The 19,334-nt window shown below is 70.0% G+C and carries 19 protein-coding genes; 14 read left to right on the forward strand and 5 right to left on the reverse strand.

The annotated features are described in order from the left end of the window. Positions 1-48: 48 nt before the first annotated feature. Both purQ and purS read right to left on the reverse strand, forming a co-directional pair. Positions 49-756, reverse strand: a complete 708-nt coding sequence (purQ, locus tag LQ938_RS00775; RefSeq protein ID WP_223722161.1) for a phosphoribosylformylglycinamidine synthase subunit PurQ — start codon at positions 754-756, stop codon at positions 49-51. After that, on the reverse strand, positions 753-1,001 hold the full coding sequence (gene purS / locus LQ938_RS00780; RefSeq protein WP_223722162.1) for a phosphoribosylformylglycinamidine synthase subunit PurS: 249 nt from the start codon (positions 999-1,001) through the stop codon (positions 753-755). The genes purQ and purS overlap by 4 nt, the downstream gene beginning before the upstream one ends. A gap of 14 nt (positions 1,002-1,015) precedes the next feature. Between purS and LQ938_RS00785 the strand changes: the two genes are divergently transcribed. The 6 genes from LQ938_RS00785 (at position 1,016) to LQ938_RS00810 (ending at position 7,601) form a co-directional block, all read left to right on the forward strand. Beyond that, complete coding sequence (locus tag LQ938_RS00785; protein ID WP_223722163.1) at positions 1,016-1,444, forward strand: NAD(+)--rifampin ADP-ribosyltransferase; 429 nt, start codon at positions 1,016-1,018, stop codon at positions 1,442-1,444. Positions 1,445-1,667: 223 nt separating this feature from the next. After that, a complete protein-coding gene (locus LQ938_RS00790) occupies positions 1,668-2,975 on the forward strand; it encodes an ABC transporter substrate-binding protein (RefSeq protein WP_223722164.1) in 1,308 nt (435 codons plus the stop codon). Positions 2,976-3,042: 67 nt separating this feature from the next. Beyond that, positions 3,043-4,080 carry a carbohydrate ABC transporter permease gene (locus tag LQ938_RS00795; protein WP_223722165.1) on the forward strand — a complete coding sequence of 346 codons (1,038 nt, stop codon included), beginning with the start codon at positions 3,043-3,045 and terminating at the stop codon, positions 4,078-4,080. Next, a complete protein-coding gene (locus LQ938_RS00800; RefSeq protein ID WP_223722166.1) occupies positions 4,077-5,003 on the forward strand; it encodes a carbohydrate ABC transporter permease in 927 nt (308 codons plus the stop codon). The genes LQ938_RS00795 and LQ938_RS00800 overlap by 4 nt, the downstream gene beginning before the upstream one ends. A gap of 50 nt (positions 5,004-5,053) precedes the next feature. Beyond that, positions 5,054-6,499 carry a GH1 family beta-glucosidase gene (locus LQ938_RS00805; RefSeq protein WP_223722167.1) on the forward strand — a complete coding sequence of 482 codons (1,446 nt, stop codon included), beginning with the start codon at positions 5,054-5,056 and terminating at the stop codon, positions 6,497-6,499. A 106-nt stretch (positions 6,500-6,605) separates the two neighbouring features. Further along, positions 6,606-7,601, forward strand: coding sequence for a LacI family DNA-binding transcriptional regulator (locus LQ938_RS00810; protein WP_223722168.1), 996 nt, complete (start codon positions 6,606-6,608; stop codon positions 7,599-7,601). Between the two features lie 175 nt (positions 7,602-7,776). On the opposite strand, the gene LQ938_RS00815 is transcribed toward LQ938_RS00810, so the two are convergent. Beyond that, positions 7,777-9,096 (reverse strand): uracil-xanthine permease family protein, encoded by a 1,320-nt coding sequence (locus LQ938_RS00815; RefSeq protein ID WP_223722169.1) that lies wholly within the window; start codon positions 9,094-9,096, stop codon positions 7,777-7,779. A gap of 196 nt (positions 9,097-9,292) precedes the next feature. Beyond that, the gene (locus LQ938_RS00820; protein ID WP_223722170.1) at positions 9,293-10,309 is read right to left on the reverse strand and encodes a phosphoribosylaminoimidazolesuccinocarboxamide synthase; all 1,017 of its coding nucleotides are present in this window, start codon (positions 10,307-10,309) and stop codon (positions 9,293-9,295) included. A 72-nt stretch (positions 10,310-10,381) separates the two neighbouring features. Between LQ938_RS00820 and LQ938_RS00825 the strand changes: the two genes are divergently transcribed. The 3 genes from LQ938_RS00825 to LQ938_RS00835 all read left to right on the forward strand — a co-directional run bounded on the left by LQ938_RS00825 (position 10,382) and on the right by LQ938_RS00835 (position 13,254). Next, a complete protein-coding gene (locus tag LQ938_RS00825) occupies positions 10,382-11,008 on the forward strand; it encodes a PadR family transcriptional regulator (RefSeq protein ID WP_308116158.1) in 627 nt (208 codons plus the stop codon). Beyond that, positions 11,005-12,501, forward strand: a complete 1,497-nt coding sequence (locus LQ938_RS00830; protein WP_223722171.1) for a DHA2 family efflux MFS transporter permease subunit — start codon at positions 11,005-11,007, stop codon at positions 12,499-12,501. Before LQ938_RS00825 ends, LQ938_RS00830 begins: the two co-directional genes overlap by 4 nt. A 204-nt stretch (positions 12,502-12,705) precedes the next feature. Beyond that, positions 12,706-13,254, forward strand: a complete 549-nt coding sequence (locus tag LQ938_RS00835) for a hypothetical protein (RefSeq protein WP_223722172.1) — start codon at positions 12,706-12,708, stop codon at positions 13,252-13,254. Positions 13,255-13,297: 43 nt separating this feature from the next. Here LQ938_RS00835 and purD read toward each other — a convergent pair whose 3' ends face one another. Further along, the gene (gene purD / locus LQ938_RS00840) at positions 13,298-14,569 is read right to left on the reverse strand and encodes a phosphoribosylamine--glycine ligase (RefSeq protein WP_223722173.1); all 1,272 of its coding nucleotides are present in this window, start codon (positions 14,567-14,569) and stop codon (positions 13,298-13,300) included. A 143-nt stretch (positions 14,570-14,712) separates the two neighbouring features. Between purD and LQ938_RS00845 the strand changes: the two genes are divergently transcribed. The 5 genes from LQ938_RS00845 to LQ938_RS00865 all read left to right on the forward strand — a co-directional run bounded on the left by LQ938_RS00845 (position 14,713) and on the right by LQ938_RS00865 (position 19,271). After that, a complete protein-coding gene (locus tag LQ938_RS00845) occupies positions 14,713-15,069 on the forward strand; it encodes a sterol carrier family protein (RefSeq protein ID WP_223722174.1) in 357 nt (118 codons plus the stop codon). A gap of 185 nt (positions 15,070-15,254) precedes the next feature. Continuing rightward, on the forward strand, positions 15,255-16,325 hold the full coding sequence (locus LQ938_RS00850; protein ID WP_223722175.1) for an HtaA domain-containing protein: 1,071 nt from the start codon (positions 15,255-15,257) through the stop codon (positions 16,323-16,325). Beyond that, the gene (locus tag LQ938_RS00855; protein ID WP_223722176.1) at positions 16,322-17,434 is read left to right on the forward strand and encodes a heme/hemin ABC transporter substrate-binding protein; all 1,113 of its coding nucleotides are present in this window, start codon (positions 16,322-16,324) and stop codon (positions 17,432-17,434) included. The genes LQ938_RS00850 and LQ938_RS00855 overlap by 4 nt, the downstream gene beginning before the upstream one ends. Further along, on the forward strand, positions 17,431-18,495 hold the full coding sequence (locus LQ938_RS00860; RefSeq protein ID WP_223722177.1) for a FecCD family ABC transporter permease: 1,065 nt from the start codon (positions 17,431-17,433) through the stop codon (positions 18,493-18,495). Before LQ938_RS00855 ends, LQ938_RS00860 begins: the two co-directional genes overlap by 4 nt. Then, positions 18,492-19,271: a heme ABC transporter ATP-binding protein gene (locus tag LQ938_RS00865; protein ID WP_223722178.1), complete on the forward strand. Its 780-nt coding sequence runs from the start codon at positions 18,492-18,494 to the stop codon at positions 19,269-19,271. Before LQ938_RS00860 ends, LQ938_RS00865 begins: the two co-directional genes overlap by 4 nt. Positions 19,272-19,334: the final 63 nt, after the last annotated feature.

The raw sequence follows: 19,334 nt of genomic DNA on the forward strand, positions 1-19,334 counted from the left end.
AGAACCGCCTGGTCGGAAACGTGAACGGACCGACGCGCCAAACCCGGCTCAGGCCGCGGCGTGCACCACGGCGGCGATCGCCGAGCGGAAGAACCCGAGACCGTCGATGCCCGAGCGCATGGCGAGGCTCGTGTCGGGACCGAAGCCCTCCTCGACCGCGTGCTCCGGATGCGGCATCAGCCCGAGCACGTTTCCGCCGGCATTCGTGATTCCCGCGATGTCATCGAGCGAGCCGTTCGGGTTCACGCCGAGGTAGCGGAGCGCGACGAGGCCCTCTCCCTCGACGCGGGCGAGCGTCTCGGCATCCGCGATGTATCCGCCGTCCGCGTTCTTCAGCGGGATGACGATCTCCTGGCCGGTGGCGAAGTCGCTCGTCCAGGCCGTGTCGGCGTTCTCGACGCGCAGGCGCTGGTCACGCCGGATGAACTGCTGGTGCACGTTGCGGATGAGGCCCCCGGGGAGCAGGTGCGCTTCGACGAGCATCTGGAACCCGTTGCAGATGCCGAGAACCGGCATCCCCTTCGCGGCGGCGTCCTTGACCTCCGCCATGATCGGCGCGAGTGCCGCGATCGCGCCGGCGCGCAGGTAGTCGCCGTAGCTGAAGCCGCCGGGGAGCACGAGGGCGTCGACGCCCTCGAGGTCGTGCGAACCGTGCCAGAGCGCGACCGGCTCGGCACCGGCGATGCGGATGGCGCGCTGCGCGTCGCGGTCGTCGAGGGAACCGGGGAAGGTGATGACGCCGATGCGGGCGGTCACTCGACCACCTCGATACCCACGACGTCTTCGATCACGGAGTTCGAGAGCACTTCGTCGGCGATCCGGCGGGCCTCGGCGAGCACGCTCTCATCGACCTCTCCGTCGACGGTCAGTTCGAAGCGCTTGCCGATCCTCACCTGCGAGAAGGCGTCGGTTCCCATGCGCGCGAGTGCGCCCGAGACGGCCTTCCCCTGCGGGTCCAGAAGTTCGGCCTTGGGCATGACGTCGACGACGATCGTGGGCATGAAACGCTCCGTGGGTGCGCGGTCGGGCGGGCGTTCCCATGCTACCGGCCGCGCCCGCCGTCGCCGCGTCGTGGCGCTTCGAGCCCGAATCCGGCGCATCCTCGATCACCCGCACCGCGGGATGCTCCGTCTTCTGGGCTGTGGGCGTCACCGCGCTTCGGGATGGAGCCGGACTCTCGGCCGAGCTCGCCTCCGATCTTGCCCGCGACGCCCGTGCCCCGCGCGTCTATCTCGTGGAGCCCACCGGCGCCTTCGAAGACGACCCCAATGTCACCGACAAGAAGTTCCCGGGCAACCCCACCCGTTCCTACCGCAGCGTCGCGCCGCTCCGTGTCGTCGGGGAGGTCACCGACTGGACGCCGTTGACTCCCGAGGCGCGGCAACAGTGGCGCAGTCGGATCGTGGACCGTCCGCCGCACGAGCGCGGCGAGATCATCAACTGACCGGGACGGACTCGGCGAACGTCTCAGGCGTGAGCAACGGTACGTGAGCTGAGGCTCGGCCGCGGAGCGTGACCGAACCGTTACGTCGCGCATTCATAGGAAATCCTTGACCTCGTGAGAGCGGTCCCATAGGTTGGCGTGAACCCGGATTGGGAGCGCTCTCACAAGTCGCGAGGCGACACCGCATCCGGGTCACGAATCCCACACCACAAAGGAGTGACCTGTGCTTTCACGCGCCCTGCGACGCGTTGCCATCGTGGCAACCGCCGCTTCCACCACCGCTCTCGTCCTCGCCGGATGCTCCGGCGGAGGCGGCGACACCGCTGACGGATCGGATGGCGACGTCACGTTGACCGTGACGACCTTCGGCACCTTCGGATACGAAGACCTCTACACCGAGTACGAAGAGGCGAACCCCGGCGTCACGATCGAGGCGACCAACATCGACACCGGCGGCAACGCCCGCACCGACGCCTTCACGAAGATCGCCGCGGGGTCCGGCCTCTCCGATGTGGTCGCCCTCGAAGAGGGATGGCTCGGCGCCATCATGGAGGTCTCCGACCAGTTCGTCGACCTGAAGGACTACGGGATCGAAGACCGCAAGGACGACTGGGTCCCGTGGAAGTACGACCAGGGCACCGACGCACAGGGCCGGGTCATCGGCTACGGCACCGACATCGGCCCGGAGGGGCTCTGCTACAACAAGCCCGCGTTCGAGGCGGCCGGACTCCCGACCGACCGCGCAGAGGTCGCGGCGCTGTTCGACGGCGACTGGGAGAACTACTTCGACATCGGCCGCGAGTACCACGAGGCCACCGGCAAGGCCTTCTACGACCACTCCGGGTTCGTGTGGAACGCGATGGTGAACCAGCTCGAGGAGGGCTACTACACCAAGGACGGCGAGCTGAACGTCGCCGACAACCCCGAACTCAAGGAGCGCTTCGAGCTTCTCGGAGCGGCCACCGAAGACGGACTGTCTGCGGCGCAGGCCGCATGGGACTGGAACAAGGGCGAGTCGTTCCTCGACGGCACCTTCGCCACGTTCGTCTGCCCCGGATGGATGCTCGGCACCATGCAGGGCGCGATCGAAGGCGCGGGCGGCACCGCCGACAACGGCTGGGACTTCGCCGACGTCTTCCCCGGTGGCCCGGCGAACTGGGGCGGCGCATTCCTCGCCGTGTCGGAGAGCTCGGAGCACAAGGAAGCCGCAGCGAAGCTCGCCGACTGGCTGACGCAGCCGGAGCAGCAGGTCAAGCAGTCCGCCGCGGCGAACAACTTCCCCAGCACCGTCGAAGCGCAGGAGACCCTGGCCGCGGAGGCAACGCCGAACGAGTTCTTCAGCGGAGCCCCGACCGGCGCGATCCTGGCCGAGCGCGCCAAGGGCGTCGTCGCCCAGTTCAAGGGCCCGGATGACTCGGTCATCCAGGAGAACGTCTTCGGTCCCGCGCTGAAGTCCCTCGACCTCGGCGAGGCCGACACGCAGGCCGCGTGGCAGAAGGCCCAGGACCTCCTCGGAGAACTGGTCGGCTGATCCGTTGCGACGGTCGGGGTCTGCGCGAAATGGCAGGCCCCGACCGCCGCTCAGTGAGAGGACTCACATGACCGCGACATTGCCGTCGGTGGATGCGTCATCCGCCGCTCCGTCCGCACGCCGACCCGCAACCCCCGAACGCCCCGCCTGGCGCACGCGCCTGTCGCGCGCCGACTACCGAGGTGCCCCGTATCTCTACGTCGCGCCGTTCTTCCTGCTCTTCGGACTCGTGGGGCTCTTCCCCCTCGTCTACACGCTCGTCGTCTCGCTCTACGAGTGGGATCTCTTGAAGGGTCAGGGCGAGTTCGTCGGCTTCGGCAACTTCGTCGAGATCCTCGGCGACGGGATGTTCTGGAACTCGGTGTCGAACACGATCAGCATCTTCCTGCTGTCCTCGGTGCCGCAGCTGGCGGTCGCCCTCGTCGTGGCGTACCTCCTCGACCGCGGACTGCGCGCCCCCACCTTCTGGCGGATGAGCGTGCTGGTGCCGTTCGTCGTCACCCCCGTGGCGACCGCCCTGATCTTCTCCAGCATCTTCAGCGACGCCGACGGGCTGGTCAACAACATCCTGAACGTCTTCGGCATCGCCGATCAGGCCTGGAAACAGGACCGCTTCCTCAGCCACCTGGCGATCGCCACGATGGTGAACTTCCGCTGGACGGGCTACAACGCGCTGATCCTGCTCGCCGCGATGCAGGCGGTGCCGCGCGACCTGTACGAATCCGCCGCCATCGACGGCGCCGGCCCGGTCCGCCGTTTCTTCAGCATCACGATCCCCACCATCCGGCCCACGCTGATCTTCGTGATCATCACGGCCACGATCGGTGGACTGCAGATCTTCGCCGAACCACGGTTGTTCGACGTCTCGACCGCCGGCGGCATCGGCGGCAGCGATCGGCAGTTCCAAACGACCGTGCTGTTCATGTGGGAGCTCGCGTTCTTCCGTCGGAACTTCGGTGAAGCATCCGCCGTGGCCTGGCTCCTGTTCCTCCTCATCGTCGGGTTCGGTCTCGTGAACTTCCTGATCGCGCGCCGCATCTCGACAACCGACTCCCGGCGCGCCGCGAAAGCGCGCCGCGCCCGAACCCGCGGAGGCGACGCATGAGCATCAGCATCCCCGAACCCCTTCCCGCCCAGCAGGTCGACACCGTCGAACCCGATCCGCCGCGGTCGCCGCGACGGCGACGGCCCCGAGAGACCGGCAGCGCCGGCATCGGCAGCCGTCCGGGATTTCTCACCTACGGGCTGCTCGCCGCGTTCATCATCGGCAGTGTCTACCCGCTCTGGTGGTCGTTCGTCATCGGCAGCGGCACCAACGCGACCCGCAGCGAGACCGTTCCGCTCATCCCCGGCGGCAACTTCCTCGCGAACGCCGCGAAGGTGCTCGACGCCATCCCGTTCTGGCTGGCGCTCGGCAACTCCGTCGTGATCTCGGCCATCATCACGGTGTCGGTCGTCTCGTTCGCCACGATCGCGGGCTACGCGTTCGCGAAGCTCCGGTTCCGCGGCCGCGACGGCCTGATGCTGTTCGTCATCGCGACGATGGCCATCCCGACCCAGCTCGGCATCATCCCGCTCTTCATGGTGATGCGCCAGCTCGGCTGGACCGGCACCATCGGGGCTGTGATCGTCCCGACGCTCGTGACGGCGTTCGGTGTCTTCTTCATGCGGCAGTACCTGGTGGATGTGATCCCCGACGAACTGATCGAAGCCGCACGCGTGGACGGCGCCAGCCAGTTCCGCACCTTCCTCACTGTCGGCGTGCCCGCGGCCCGGCCCGCCATGGCGATCCTCGGCCTCTTCACCTTCATGACGGCGTGGACCGACTACCTGTGGCCGCTCATCGTGCTGAGCCCCTCGAACCCCACCCTGCAGACGGCGCTCAGCCAATTGCAGTCGGGCTACTACATTGATTACTCGATCGTGCTCACCGGTGCCGTCATGGCCACCATCCCGCTCCTGGTGCTGTTCATCGTCGCGGGGAAGCAGCTCATCTCCGGGATCATGGCCGGCGCTGTGAAGGGGTGACGGGCGGTATCGACACCATGATCTCCGCACTTCGAGAGGACCTCCGTTCCATGCCGCACACCAGTACCCCCCGGTCATTCCCCCAGGACTTCCTCTTCGGAGCCGCGACCGCCGCGTACCAGATCGAGGGTGCCGCCCACGAAGACGGACGCACCGACTCGATCTGGGACGCGTTCGCCCGCGTCCCCGGCGCCGTCATCAACGGCGACAACGGCGACGTCGCCTGCGACCATTACCACCGCTACGGCGACGACGTGGCCCTGATGAAGTCCCTCGGGCTGCAGACCTACCGGTTCTCGACCTCGTGGGCGCGCGTGCGCCCGGACGGCGGGGCGCTGAACCCGAAGGGCGTGGACTTCTACAAGCGCCTGGTCGACGAGCTGCTGGATGCGGACATCCTGCCGTGGCTGACGCTGTACCACTGGGACCTGCCGCAGGCGCTGGAGGAGCGCGGCGGATGGACGAACCGCGACACCGCCGACCGGTTCACGGAGTACGCGCTCGACATGCACGACGCGCTCGGCGACCGGGTGGGCGTGTGGACGACCCTCAACGAGCCGTGGTGCTCGTCGTTCCTGAGCTACACCGCCGGCGTGCACGCGCCGGGGCACTACTCGCCGACGGAGGGTGTGCTCGCGGCGCACCACCTGCTCCTCGGCCACGGTCAGACGATCCGGGCGCTGCGGGCGCGCGACGAGAACCTCAACCTCGGTCTGACGCTGAACCTGACCGTCGCCGACCCGGTCGACCCGGAGAACGCCGCCGACGTCGACGCCGCGCGCCGCATCGATGGCCAGTTCAACCGGTGGTTCCTCGACCCGGTGTTCCGCGGGGAGTACCCGGCCGACATCCTCTCGGACTTCGCGACCCACATTCCGGATGCGGCCGCCGCCCTCGAGCAGGCGATCCGCCCCGGTGACCTCGAGATCATCTCCACGCCGATCGACACGCTGGGCGTCAACTATTACCACGGCGAGTACGTCGGCGGCGCGCCGCCCGCGCACCCGCCCATGGGCGGCGACGCCCCGACCGACCGCCGGGGCGAGTCGGCGTTCCCCGTGTGGCACGACCTCTACTGGCACGATCGTGGCCTGCCGCGCACCTCGATGCACTGGGAGGTCGACGCGCCCACCCTCACCCGCCTGCTGTCGCGGGTGTCGAGCGAATACTCGGACGCCGCCGGCACGCGCTTGTTCGTGACCGAGAACGGCGCCGCGTTCGACGACGAGGCCGTGGTCGAAGACGGCGAGACGCACGTGCACGACAGTCACCGCGCGCACTTCCTCAGCGCGCACCTGACGGCGATCCTCGACGCGATCGACGCCGGGGTCGACGTCGGGGGCTACTTCTACTGGTCGTTCCTCGACAATTACGAATGGGCGTGGGGGTACGAGAAGCGCTTCGGCATCGTGCGAGTCGACTACGAGACGCAGGAGCGCATTCTCAAAGACAGTGCACACGGATACCGCCGCATCATCGACGCTCGCGCGTTGTAGTCTCGGCTGACGCTCCCCCGTACCGCGGGGGAGCGTGGTGCGCACCCCCGCCATCCGCCCCTCCGGGCGTCGGATGCCGCGGCGGCGCGGGGGAGAAGGAGTCATCATGGCCGGATCGGTGACGATCGAGGAAGTCGCTCGGGTCGCGGGCGTCTCACGATCGACCGTGTCGCGGGTGGTCAACGGGTCGACCGCGGTCAGTCCGGAGGCACTCGACGCCGTCCGGCAGGCGATCGATTCGCTGAACTACGTGCCCAACCGCGCGGCACGATCGCTGGCGAGCAGCCGCACCCTCGCGGTCGCCGTGATCGTGCCCGAAGACGTGCACCGTTTCTTCGGGGACCCGTTCTTCGCCTCGATCATCGCGGGCATCAACGCGACGATCTCCGCATCCGACTACGTGCTGACCCTCGCCATCGCGAGCAACGATCCCGACGACAAGATGATCGGCTACGTGCGCAGCGGCGCCGTCGACGGGGCGATCATCGTGTCGCACCACGAGGGCGACACGTTCGTCGACCGCATCGCCGCGTCGGTGCCCGTCGTGTTCGGCGGCCGCCCGACCTCGCTGACGCCCGAGACCTACTTCGTCGACGTCGACAACGTGCGCGGTGCGCGCGACGCCGTCGAGTACCTGCTCGGCCAGGGCCATCGGTCGATCGCGACGATCACCGGACCCCACACGATGGTCGCGAGCAACGACCGCCTCGACGGCTATCGGCAAGCGCTCGCCGCCGCGGGCGTGAAGCCGGGCGTGATCGCCGACGGCGACTTCACGATCCAGGGCGGAGCGGCCGCGATGCGCAGCATCCTGGCCCAGAGCACTCCGGATGCGGTGTTCGTCGCGAGCGACCTGATGGCCCGCGGCGCGCTGGGCGTGCTCGAGTCGGCGGGGCTCCGCGTGCCCGAGGACGTCGCGGTCGTCGGATACGACGACTCGCTGCTCGCGACCAGCGCCGCGCCGATGCTCACCACGATGCGCCAGCCGTCGTTCGGTCAGGGCAAGCGGATGGCGCAGGTGCTGCTCGAGCGCCTCGAGGGCCACGAGCCTCCCCACGCCACGGTCATGCCGACCGAGCTGATCGTCCGCGACTCCGCCTGAGCCCGGGTGGCGGCTGCGTGCCGCCCGCCCGGCTGGGTGCCGCCTGCCCAACCGGCCCGTGCGCCCTTCCCTCTGGGTTTGGGGCACATTCCTGCGTTTGGGGCGCGAATATTGCGCCCCAAACGAAGAATCGTGCCCCAAACCCGCGCCTCGGTGGGTGCGGTGCCGCCAGGGGTCAGGTCGGGTCGCCGCCGAGCGGACCGACGGCGGGGATGGGGCCGCCATCGTCCGCGCCGGTCTTCCGCCATCGGGCGATCGCGTTGCCGAGGTGGTAGATCACGAGCGCGGCAGCGGAGGCGAGCACGATCGCGCCGAGTTCGAACGCGCCCCAGCTCATCGTGAATCCGGCGACTGCCATGACGAGCGCGACGGCGGCGGTGTACTGGTTCACCGGTCGCGAGAAGTCGACGCGGTTGTCGACCCAGATCTTGATGCCGATGATGCCGATCAGGCCGTAGAGCGCGGTGGTCGCCCCACCCAGCACGCCGGCGGGGATCGAGTTGAAGACCGCCCCGACCTTGGGTGAGAGGCTGAGCAGCACCGCCACGATGCCCGCGACCCAGTACGCGGCCGTCGAGTACACGCGGGTCGCGGCCATGACGCCGATGTTCTCGCCGTACGTCGTGGTGCCCGATCCGCCGAACATGCCCGCGACCGTCGTCGAGACGCCGTCGGCGATCAGCGCCCGGCCGGTCGACCGGTTGGCGGAGGCATCCGTCATCGTGGCGACTCCGCGCACGTGCCCGACGTTCTCGGCGATCAGCACCAGCACGACGGGCAGGAACATCGCGATGGCCGACCACGTACCCGGCTCGGTGAAGTTCGCGAGCTCGAACGTCGGGAGGCCGACCCACGCCGCATCCGCGACCGAACTGAAGTCGAGCTGGCCGAGGACGGCGGCGGTGACGTAGCCGACCACGACGCCGAGGAAGATCGAGATGCGGCCGAGGAACCCGCGGAACAGCACGCTGAACAGGATGATCGACCCGAGCGTGATGCCGGCCACGACCGGACCCTGCTGGAAATTGCCCCACGCGGCGGGCGCGAGGTTGAAGCCGATCAGCGCGACGATCGCGCCGGCGACCACCGGGGGCATCAGACGGTCGATCCAGCCGAGACCGGCGACCTGCACGATGACGCCGACGAGTGCCAGCAGGATGCCGACGGCCACGATGCCGGCGAGCGCCGAACCCATGCCGGCGCTCGCTGTGGCCGCCGTCACGGGCGCGATGAAGGCGAACGACGATCCGAGGTAGCTCGGCAGCTTGTTCTTCGTGATGACCAGGAAGAGCAGCGTGCCGATGCCCGAGAACAGCAGGGTCGTCGAGACGGGGAACCCCGTGATCGTCGGCACCAGGAAGGTCGCGCCGAACATCGCGACGACGTGCTGCGCGCCGATCGCGATGGTCGCCGGCCAGTTCAGGCGTTCGTCGGGTCTGACGACCGCGCCCGGTGCGACGGTCCGGCCGTTGCCGTGCAGTTTCCAGATGGGCATGGTGCTCCTTTGTCGTCGCGGGCGAGGCATCCGCACTCACCGCGGGCCCCGCCTATTCTCCGCGAGACGGGATCTGTGCGCCGAGACTGCGGGTTTACCCCACTGTCTCGGCGCGAAGATCCCGTCTCGCGGACGTGGGGCGGATGCGGGTTACGGGCCCGGGTGCGGCGCGCGGGCGGATGCGGCGGGCGCCGGGTCAGGCGGTGAGGCGCTGCAGCAGCTCGGCGTAGCGGGCAGCCGTGCGAGCGACGACATCGTCGGGCAGCGCGGGCGGGGTGCCTTCTTTCTCCGGCCAGGCTGCAGCGAGCCAGTCGCGCACGATCTGCTTGTCGAAGCTCGCCATCCGCGACTCGGGCGTCGTTCCCTCGGCCCACGCGGCGGCGTCCCAGTACCGCGACGAATCCGGCGTGAGCACCTCGTCGGCGAGCGTCAGGACGCCATCCGCGTCGATGCCGAACTCGAACTTCGTGTCGGCGAGGATCAGACCCCGCTTCTCCGCGGTCGCCGCGGCGCGCGCGTAGATCTCCAGCGACAGGTCGCGCAGCTCCGCCGCGCGTTCGGCGCCGACCAGCTCGACGGTCTGCGCAAACGAGATGTTCTCGTCGTGCTCGCCCATCGGAGCCTTATACGCGGGCGTGAAGATCGGTTCCGGAAGACGGCCGCCGTTACCGAGACCCTCGACGAGCCGGATGCCGCACACCGTCCCGCTCTCCTGGTACTCGGCCCAGCCCGAACCTGTCAGGTATCCGCGTACGACGCATTCCACCGGCAGCATATTCAGATTGCGCACCACCATCGCGCGCCCCGAGACCGCATCCGGGATTAGCGAGTACGCCGCGGCGGCGTCGTCGGCGGACGCGCTGAGCCGGTGGTCGGCGGCCAAGTGATTCGGGATGCGGCGGCCACCGTCGGCGCCGGCGAGCCGGTCGAACCACCAGAGGCTCAGCGTGGTCAGCAGCTCGCCCTTGCCGGGAACTCCCGGCTCGAGCACGTGGTCGAACGCGCTCACCCGGTCGCTCGCGACGACCAGCATCCGGCCGGGGGTGGCGCGGGGGTCAGCCGACGCACCGGCATCCGACGCCCCCGCATCCGACGCATCGTCATCCGCCGCAACGGCACCGCCCGCGTCCGCGTCGTCGCCGGATACGTACAGGTCGCGCACCTTGCCGGAATAGACGTGGTGCCAGCCGGGAAGAGAGAGAGCGTCGGTCACCCGCCCATTATCGCGAGAAAGCGCAGCGAAGAAGCGCTATAGTCCATCTGGACTAGTTCATGAGGAGTACCCGTGCCCACCCCGACCCCGCGTCTCACGCCGCTCAGCGTCATGCTGCTCGCGTTGCTGCGCGAAGACGACATGCATCCGTACGAGATGATCCGGCTGATGCGTATCCGACGCGATGACCGCATCATCCCCCTCACGAACGGCACGATCTACCACACGGTCGAGCGCCTCGAGCGGGCGGGGCTCGTCACCGAGGTCGGCGTGGATCGTGACGGCAATCGCCCCGAACGAACGACGTACGCATTGACGGATGCGGGTTCTGCCGCGGTCGAAGCGTGGGTGCGACACGAACTGCCGCGCATCGATCGCCCCCTGGAGTTCCGGGTCGCGCTGTCGGAGGCCCACGAACTCGACCGCGCGACGGTCGCACAGCTGCTCACCGAACGCCGCGACGGGCTCGAGGCCGACGCGGCGCGGTTGCAGAACGAGGTCGACACCTCGCGCCGCGGCGGAACCCCCGAGCAGTACCTCATCGAGGTGGATCGTCATCTGGCGCTCGTCGCCGCGGACATCGCCTGGCTCGACGCCTTCCTGGTGCGCCTGCAGAACCCCGATCTCGCGTGGGGCGCCGACCCGTCGGCATCCCGCAGCGACCGCTATCTCTCGCAACGAAAGGCCGCACGGCTATGACATCCCCCACCGCCCCCGGCACCGGTACGACTTCCACCGGCAGCCGGCCGGAACGCAGTCCGTGGCCCGCCCTGTGGGCTCTCGTGATCGGGTTCTTCATGATCCTGGTCGACACCACGATCGTCTCGGTCGCCAATCCCGCGATCAAGGCGGCGCTCGACCCGGCCACGGCCAACCTCGACAATGTGGTGTGGGTCACGAGCGCGTACCTGCTCGCCTACGCGGTTCCGCTGCTGATCACGGGTCGGCTCGGTGACCGCTTCGGTCCCAAGAACATCTACCTGATCGGCCTCGCGATCTTCACGATCGCGTCGATCGGATGCGGACTGTCGGGCTCGCTCGGCATGCTGATCGCGATGCGGGCCGTGCAGGGTCTCGGCGCCGCGCTGATGACGCCGCAGACCATGGCGGTCATCACGCGGACCTTCCCGCCCCAGCATCGCGGCGCCGCGATGGGCTTGTGGGGGGCGACGTCGGGCGTCGCGATGCTCGTCGGTCCCTTGGCCGGCGGACTCCTCGTCGACGGACTCGGCTGGCAGTGGATCTTCTTTGTCAACGTGCCCGTGGGCGTTATCGGGTTCGTGCTGGCGTGGATTCTCGTGCCGAAGCTCGCGACGCATCCGCATCGCTTCGACTTGGTCGGCGTCGTCCTGAGCGCCACGGCGATGTTCCTCATCGTGTTCGGCCTGCAGGAGGGCGAGCGCTACGACTGGGGGCAGATCTGGGGACCGATCACGATCTGGATGCTGATCGGCGCGGGCGTCGTCGTGCTGGCGATCTTCATCTGGCAGCAGTTCCACACGCGCAGCGAGCCGCTCGTGCCGATGTCGCTCTTCCGCGACCGCAACTTCTCGGTGTCGAGTCTCGCGATCTCCACGGTGGGCTTCACGGTCACGTCGATGACGCTGCCGTTGATGTTCTTCCTGCAGCTCGCGCGCGGCCTGTCGCCGACCGAGTCGGCGCTGCTGCTGGTGCCGATGGCGATCGCGGCGGGCATCCTCTCGCCGATCGCGGGCCGCATCCTGGACCGCACCGACCCGCGATACCTGCTCGTTCCCGGCATGCTGGCGGTCGCCGGAGCGCTCGTCTGGTACTCGGCGCTGCTGCGCGTCGATACTCCGGTCTGGATGTTCCTGCTGCCCTCGGCGCTGCTCGGCATCGGGCAGGCGGGAATGTGGGGGCCGCTGGCCACGACCGCCACCCGCAACCTCGCGCCGCAGCAGGCCGGCGCGGGCGCGGGCATCTACAACACGACCCGCACGATCGGCTCGGTGCTCGGGTCGGCGGCGATCGCGGTGCTCATGCAGAGCCGCCTCGAGGCCAACCTGCCCGGAGCGTCCGGAGGCGCGTCGGAGTTCGCGGGCGGAACGCTCCCGGATGCGGTCGCCGGCTCCTTCTCGTCGGCGATGGCGCAGTCGATCCTGCTGCCCGCGGCGGTGATGCTCGTCGGCGTCGTGTCGGTGCTGTTCCTCCGCCGCACCCCCACCCGCTGATCCCGCCCCGCTGATCCCGCCCCCGCTGTTCCCGCCCTGCGATGACCGCGAGACTGCATTCGGGCAACGAGACGTTGGTCGGGAGCCGACGTCTCGCCGCGAAACTGCTGTCTCGCGGTCGATCGCAGGCGGGACGGTAGGCGAGGGGTGGCGATCCCGCAAGGCGGGGGACGAGCGGATGCGGCGCTGCGTACCGTGGCCCGCATGGCTCACGCACACTCGATCCCCCGCACCTTCGTGCTCTTCGGTGCCGTAGCCCTCGCGGGCCTCGGCCTCACGGCGTGCGCGCCGGAGGCCGCGCCGACCGCGCCGACCGCGACCGCGACCGCGACCGCATCCGCATCCGCATCCCCGACCGGGTCCTCGGAAGCCTCGCCCGCGCCGACAGACGCGGCCGCGAGTCTCGACTGGCCCGACACTGCGCTCGCGTCACAGATCGGCGTCGCGCTGTTCAACCCGCCGGGTTCCGACCCCGCGATCTCCACCGGGCAATCCATCGCCGGCCCGGCATTGGCGGAGGCGGGACGCACCATCCGCATCACGGCGGAGTGCGCCGGGTCCCGGATGCAGTACGAACTCCGCACGGCTCAGGTCGATGAGGACCAGCGCGTCCTCTTTACCGACACCGTCGCCTGCGGCACGCCGTCGACCGCGACCTTTACGGGCCTCAGTTACTCCGGACCGGTGCAGCTCGCCATCACGAACGCGGACGCCGCCGATGCCGGATGGGTGCAGGCGACGCTCGCCCCGTAGCGCGCACGGTGCACCCCAGGCCCGCCTCACGCCGCCCCGCGCGTCAGCCGGTGACGGCCCGGGCGGCGATGTCGGTGCGGAACTGCCCGCCGTCGAGGTCGATCTCCGCCAGCGCGCGGTAGGCGCGGTCGCGGGCGTCGGCGGCGTCCGCGCCGATGCCGACGACGCTCAGCACGCGGCCACCCGTGGCGATCAGGGCGTCGCCGTCGGTGGCGGTCGCGGCGTGCGCGACGTGCGTGCCGGGCACGGCGGATGCCGCATCCACCCCGGTGAGCACGCGGCCCGTCAGGGGCGCCGCGGGGTATCCCTCGCTCGCGAGCACCACGGTCACGGCCGTCTCCGCGGTGAATCGGGGGCGGGGTTCGTCTTCGAGGGTGCCGGATGCGGCGGCCAGCAGCAGCTGCGACAGCGGATCGATGAGCCGCGGCAGCACGACCTGCGTCTCGGGGTCGCCGAAGCGCGCGTTGAACTCGATGACCTTCACGCCGCGGTCGGTCAGGATCAGGCCCGCGTATAGCAGTCCGATGAACGGGGTGCCCTCCGCATCCAGGTGCCGGATGACGGGCTCCGCGACCTCGCGGGTGACCTGGTCGACGAATGCCTCTTCGCTGCCGAATCGGTCGGCGAGCCAGGGGAGGGGCGAGTACGCGCCCATGCCGCCGGTGTTGGGGCCGGCGTCGCCGTCGGCGAGGCGCTTGAAGTCCTGTGCGGGGCTGAGCGGGCGCACCGTGTCGCCGTCGCTGACGAAGAAGAGCGACACCTCGGGCCCGGCGAGGAACTCCTCCACGAGCACCGGGCCCGTCGTCAGGTACGTGGCGGCGTGGGCGAGCGCAGCGTCGCGGTCATTGGTCACGATGACGCCCTTGCCGGCGGCGAGACCGTCGGCCTTGACGACGTGCGGTGCGCCCAGATCGTCGAGGGCAGCCGCCACCTCGTCGAGCGTGCGCGCCCGGCGTGCGCGGCCCGTCGGCACGCCGGCCGCTTCCATGACGCGCTTCGCGAAGGCCTTCGAGCCCTCCAGCTGGGCGGCGGCGCGACCGGGGCCGAACACCGGGATGCCTTGCGCCCGGAGTCGATCCGCAACGCCCGCGACGAGGGGGGCTTCGGGGCCGATGATGACCAGGTCGACCGCGTTCGCGTGGGCGAAGCCCGTGACCGCACCGGGATCGTTCTGATCGAGGTCGACGAGTGTCGCGTCGCGACCGATGCCCGCGTTGCCCGGCGCGGCGAACAGCTCGTGAGGCGCCGCCTCCGCACGGAGCGCGAGGATGATGGCGTGCTCGCGCGCGCCCGAACCGAGGACCAGGATTCTCACCCGCACAGCCTACCGACGGGCCATCGTTCGCGCCGGTGGCCGGCGCGTGCCCGGCACAACTCCTCCACCTTCGGCCCTCCGGCGCGTATCGGGCGGGTTCGGGCCAGGATTGGAGGAGTTGTGCGACGAAGTACCGTGGAGACATGGCCCGCCGCATCTCCACCGAAGAGGGACGAGCGGCGCTCGCCGGCGTCTCCGCGGCCGAAAACCCGAGTCGCACCGATCTCGCCACCGCCGTGCGCTATCTGCTGCAGCTGCTGGTTGAGAAGGCGCCCGGCCACACGGTCGAGGTGCGGGTTCCCCCTTTCGGCGCGGTGCAGGTCATCGAAGGCCCGCGGCACACCCGCGGCACGCCCCCGAACGTCGTCGAGACGGATGCGCGCACGTGGATTGCGGTCGCGACGGGTGCCGAGCAGTGGGCGGATGCGGCATCCGCCGGTCGCATCGTGGCCTCGGGCACGCGCGCCGACATCTCCGATCTGCTGCCGCTGCGCCCGTGACGCGTCGAGCCCGTCGCGGGTAACACGTTCGACGTTCGGGTTTGGCGGGCGAACTCGCGTGGCCTAACGTAGAAAAGGTTAGGCTTTCCTAACCAACCCGCGCCGGAGTCACCTTGACGTCTCCGCGACCGCCCCGACGGTCAGCGCCGGATGCCACGCCACTGCTCGCCGAGAGGTGCCCTCCCGTGTCACAGCGCTCTGCCCGCCCCGGTTCGTCCGCCCGCGCGGGATGGACGGCCGCACTCGCGCTGGCACTCGCGCCGATGGCACTGACCGGTGCCGCCTCCCCGGCGATCGCGGCCGTCCCGGCTGTCGTTGACGCCAACGCCGCTGCCTCGAGCGCCGCTGTCTCGAGCGCGGCAGCGACCCCCGCCGCGTCGTGCACGATCACCGCGGGCACCCTGACGTGGGGATTCAAGGAGTCGTTCCGCTCCTATATCTCCGGCACGATCGCGAAGGGCGCGTGGGAACCGACCGGCGGCGCCACCTACGAGACCCCGAACTTCGGATGGTCGGCGGCCACGGGGGAGTTCGATCCCGCGACCCTCGTCGGTGACGTGCACTACGTGGGCGGGGTGCACTTCACGGGGCACAACGGACTCCTCGACACCACCATCGCGAACCCGACTCTGCGCTTCGCCGCCGATGGCTCAGGTGCCCTCCTTCTCGACATCACGTCGCTCAGCATGGACGATGCGATGGCCGGCAACACCGAGAACGTGGCCTCTCTCGCGCAGGTGCCGATCGTGTCGCTCGACCTGGCCGCCGCGCCGCTCCAGTCGTCGGGCGACTCGCTCACCGTGACCGGCACGGCGGTGCCGACGACGATGACGGCCGAGGGCTTCGCTGCGTTCGGAAGCTACGACGCCGGCACCCCGTTCGACCCGGTGACCTTCTCGTTCACGGTCGAGTGCCCCGAACCCGAGCCGACGCCGGAACCGACCACGGAGGCATCCGCCGCGACCACGCCGACCCCGGTCGCGGCCTCCGCTGACGGCCCCGCCGACCTCTCGTGGATCCCCTGGCTCGGTGGCGGTATCCTCGCGGCGGCCATCATCGTCTGGGCTGTGCTGCGGCGCCGCACCTCCGGTGCGACCGGTGCTGAGACGGGCCCCGCCAACGCGGGCGACCCCGCGGGCCCCGCCAGCGCGGGGGACAACGGCGCCCCCTCCAACGCGGGCGACAACGCCGCCCCCTCCGGCGCAGACGCCCCCGCGACCCCGGACGACCCGCGCACTCCGGACGGTTCCGCGTGAGACGCCGCATCCGCCTCGCGGCCGCTCTGGCGCTGGCAGCCCTCGCGCTGTCGGGGTGCGCCGGGGTGACGCCGGCTCCGACGGCGAGCTCGGTCGTCGCCGATGCGAGCACGCCGCTGTCTGCGCTCGACCTCGTCGACGACCCGCGCGGGTACGTCGGCGAGTCGACGGCCGTGATGGCGGATGCGGGCATCGATCCGGTCGCGGATGACCCCGCGCAGGCGCTGCCCGCGACGGTCGTCTCACACGATTCCGCGGGTGACTCCTCGGTCACGGTCGACGACACGTCTCGCGTCGTGGCGATGGACCTGTCGGGCTCGATCGCGGCGACGGTTTGGGGGCTCGGGTTCGGCGACACCCTCGTCGGCGTCGATCAGGCCGTCACCTTCCCGGGCACGGAAGACATCCCGGTCGTGACGTCGGGCGGGCACACGGTGAACGCTGAATCGGTCATCGCCCTGCGGCCGACGCTCGTGCTCACGGACGGCAGCATCGGCCCCCGCGACGTCGTCGAGCAGTTGCGCGACGTGGGCATCGCGGTCGTCTTCGTCGCGAACGAGCCGTCGTTCGCCGGCGCCGCGCAGTTGGCGCACGACGTGGCGGCGGTCTACGGCGCTCCGGATGCGGGCACCCTGCTGGCCGATCGCGTTGAGGCGGACGTCGACGCGAAGATCGCCGAGATCGCGGCCATCGCACCGCGCGAGGACGGCGAGAAGCTGCGGATGCTGTTCCTCTACCTCCGTGGCAGCGCGGGGGTCTACTACCTCTTCGGCGAGGAATCGGGCGCCGACCAGCTCATCGAGGGCCTCGGCGGGATCGACGTCGCCGGCGAGCTGGGCTGGGACGGCATGAAACCGATGACGGATGAGGCGATGGTCGCCGCCGATCCCGATCTGGTGCTCGTGATGACGCACGGCATCGAGTCCGTCGGCGGAGTCGACGGACTGCTCGCCGACAAGCCCGCGATCGCTCTCACGGCCGCGGGCGAGCACCGCCGCTTCGTCGACATGGACGACGGCCAGATCCTGTCGTTCGGTCCGCGTTCCGCGCTCGTGCTCGACGCGCTGGCGCGGGCGATCTACGCGCCCGCATCCGGATCCGGCTCGTGAGCGCAGAGGTCGCGCCCGCCCGCGGACTCCCGGGGCGCCGGGTCGCGGTGTACGCGACCGGAGCGGTGCTGCTCGTCGTCGGCGTCATCGTGTCGGCCGGCCTCGGGCAGCTCGCGATCGCACCGCAGGAGGTCGTCGGCTCGGTGCTGCGGGCGATCGGCATCGACAATGGCTGGGCGCCGACCGATCCGCTCATCGAGCAGACCCTGTGGCAGATCCGCTTCCCGCGGATCGCCATGTCGCTGCTCGTCGGCGCGCTGCTGGCCGTCGCCGGCGCGGTGATGCAGGCCATCTTCGGCAACCCGCTCGCGGAGCCCGGCGTGGTCGGGGTCTCGTCGGGTGCCGCGTTGGGCGCGGCGGCCGCCATCGCCCTGGGCCTGTCGTTCTTCGGTTCGTGGACGACGGCGCTTCTCGCGTTCGCCGGCGGACTCGGGGCGACGCTGCTCGTCTACGGCGCCGCGCGCGCCCAGGGACGCACCGAGTCGGTCACGCTGATCCTGACCGGAATCGCGGTGAACGCCTTCGCGGGCGCGGGCCTGGCGATCCTCATGTTCCTCGGCGATACCTCCTCGCGCGAGCAGATCGTGTTCTGGCAGCTCGGGTCCATGAACGGATCGCGCTGGCCCGAGGTCGGGATCGTCGCCGTCGTCGGCGCGGTGGGGGTCGCGGTCGCGATCGGCCTGGCGCGTCGCTACGACCTGCTGGCGCTCGGCGATCGCACCGCCGCGCACCTCGGTGTGCACGTGGAGCGGCTCCGGATCGTCTCCATCGTGCTCGTCGCGCTCCTCACCGGAGTCGCGGTCGCGTTCGTGGGCATCATCGCGTTCGTCGGGCTCGTCATCCCGCACCTGGTCCGGATGCTGATCGGCCCCGCGAACCGTCCACTGCTCATCGCGTCGGCTCTCGGCGGCGGAGCGCTTCTCGTGTACGCCGACGTGCTCGCCCGCACCCTGATGCCGTCGGCGGACCTGCCGATCGGCATCCTCACCTCGCTGATCGGCGGACCGTTCTTCTACTGGCTGATCCGGCGCAGCCGCCGGCAGGGCGGGGGGTGGGCGTGAGTCGCATCGCATATTCCCTCTCCGGCGTCGGGTATCGCGTCGGCGGCGCCACGATCCTCGAAGACGTGACGCTCGAGGTCGCCTACGGGCGCGTCCTCGCGCTCGTCGGGCCGAACGGTGCCGGCAAGTCGAGCCTGCTCGGCATTCTGACCGGCGACGCGTCCCGCTCCTCGGGAACCGTGACCCTCGACGGCCGCCCGATCGAGGGGTTCCGGGCGCGCGAGTTGTCCCGCATCCGTTCCGTGCTGCTGCAGACGAATCAGGTGTCGTTCGGGTACACCGCCGCCGAGGTCGTCGAGATGGGACGCACGCCCTGGGTGGGGTCGGAAACGGCCGGACCCGACGACGTGGCGATCCCGCGCGCCCTGGAGCGAGCGGATGTGGCGCACCTCGCGTCACGCGTCTTCTCGTCGCTCTCGGGTGGGGAGCGCGCCCGCGTATCGCTCGCGCGGGTGCTGGCGCAGGACACCCCGATCGTGCTCCTCGACGAGCCCACGGCGGCGCTCGATCTGCGCCACCAGGAGGATGTGCTGCGTATCGCGCGCGATCTTGCCGCGCAGGGGAGGGCCATCGTCGTCGTGCTGCACGATCTGTCGCTCGCGGCCGCGTACGCCGATGACATCGCGATCCTGCACGAGGGGCGGATGCAGGCGATGGGCGCCCCGTCGGACGTTCTGACCGCGGAGCGCATCGAGCGCGTGTACGGCACGCCGGTGCGGGTTCTCGACGATCCCGACACGGGCCGCCCGGTCGTTCTGCCGCGCCGCTCTCGATAACGAATTGCGAACAACACTCACAGTTCGCGATCAGGTAAGGATAGGCTTTCCTAAGTTTGGCGA

The sequence above is a fragment of the Microbacterium sp. cx-55 genome, from assembly GCF_021117345.1.
In the GTDB taxonomy this organism is placed as follows: Bacteria; Actinomycetota; Actinomycetes; order Actinomycetales; family Microbacteriaceae; genus Microbacterium.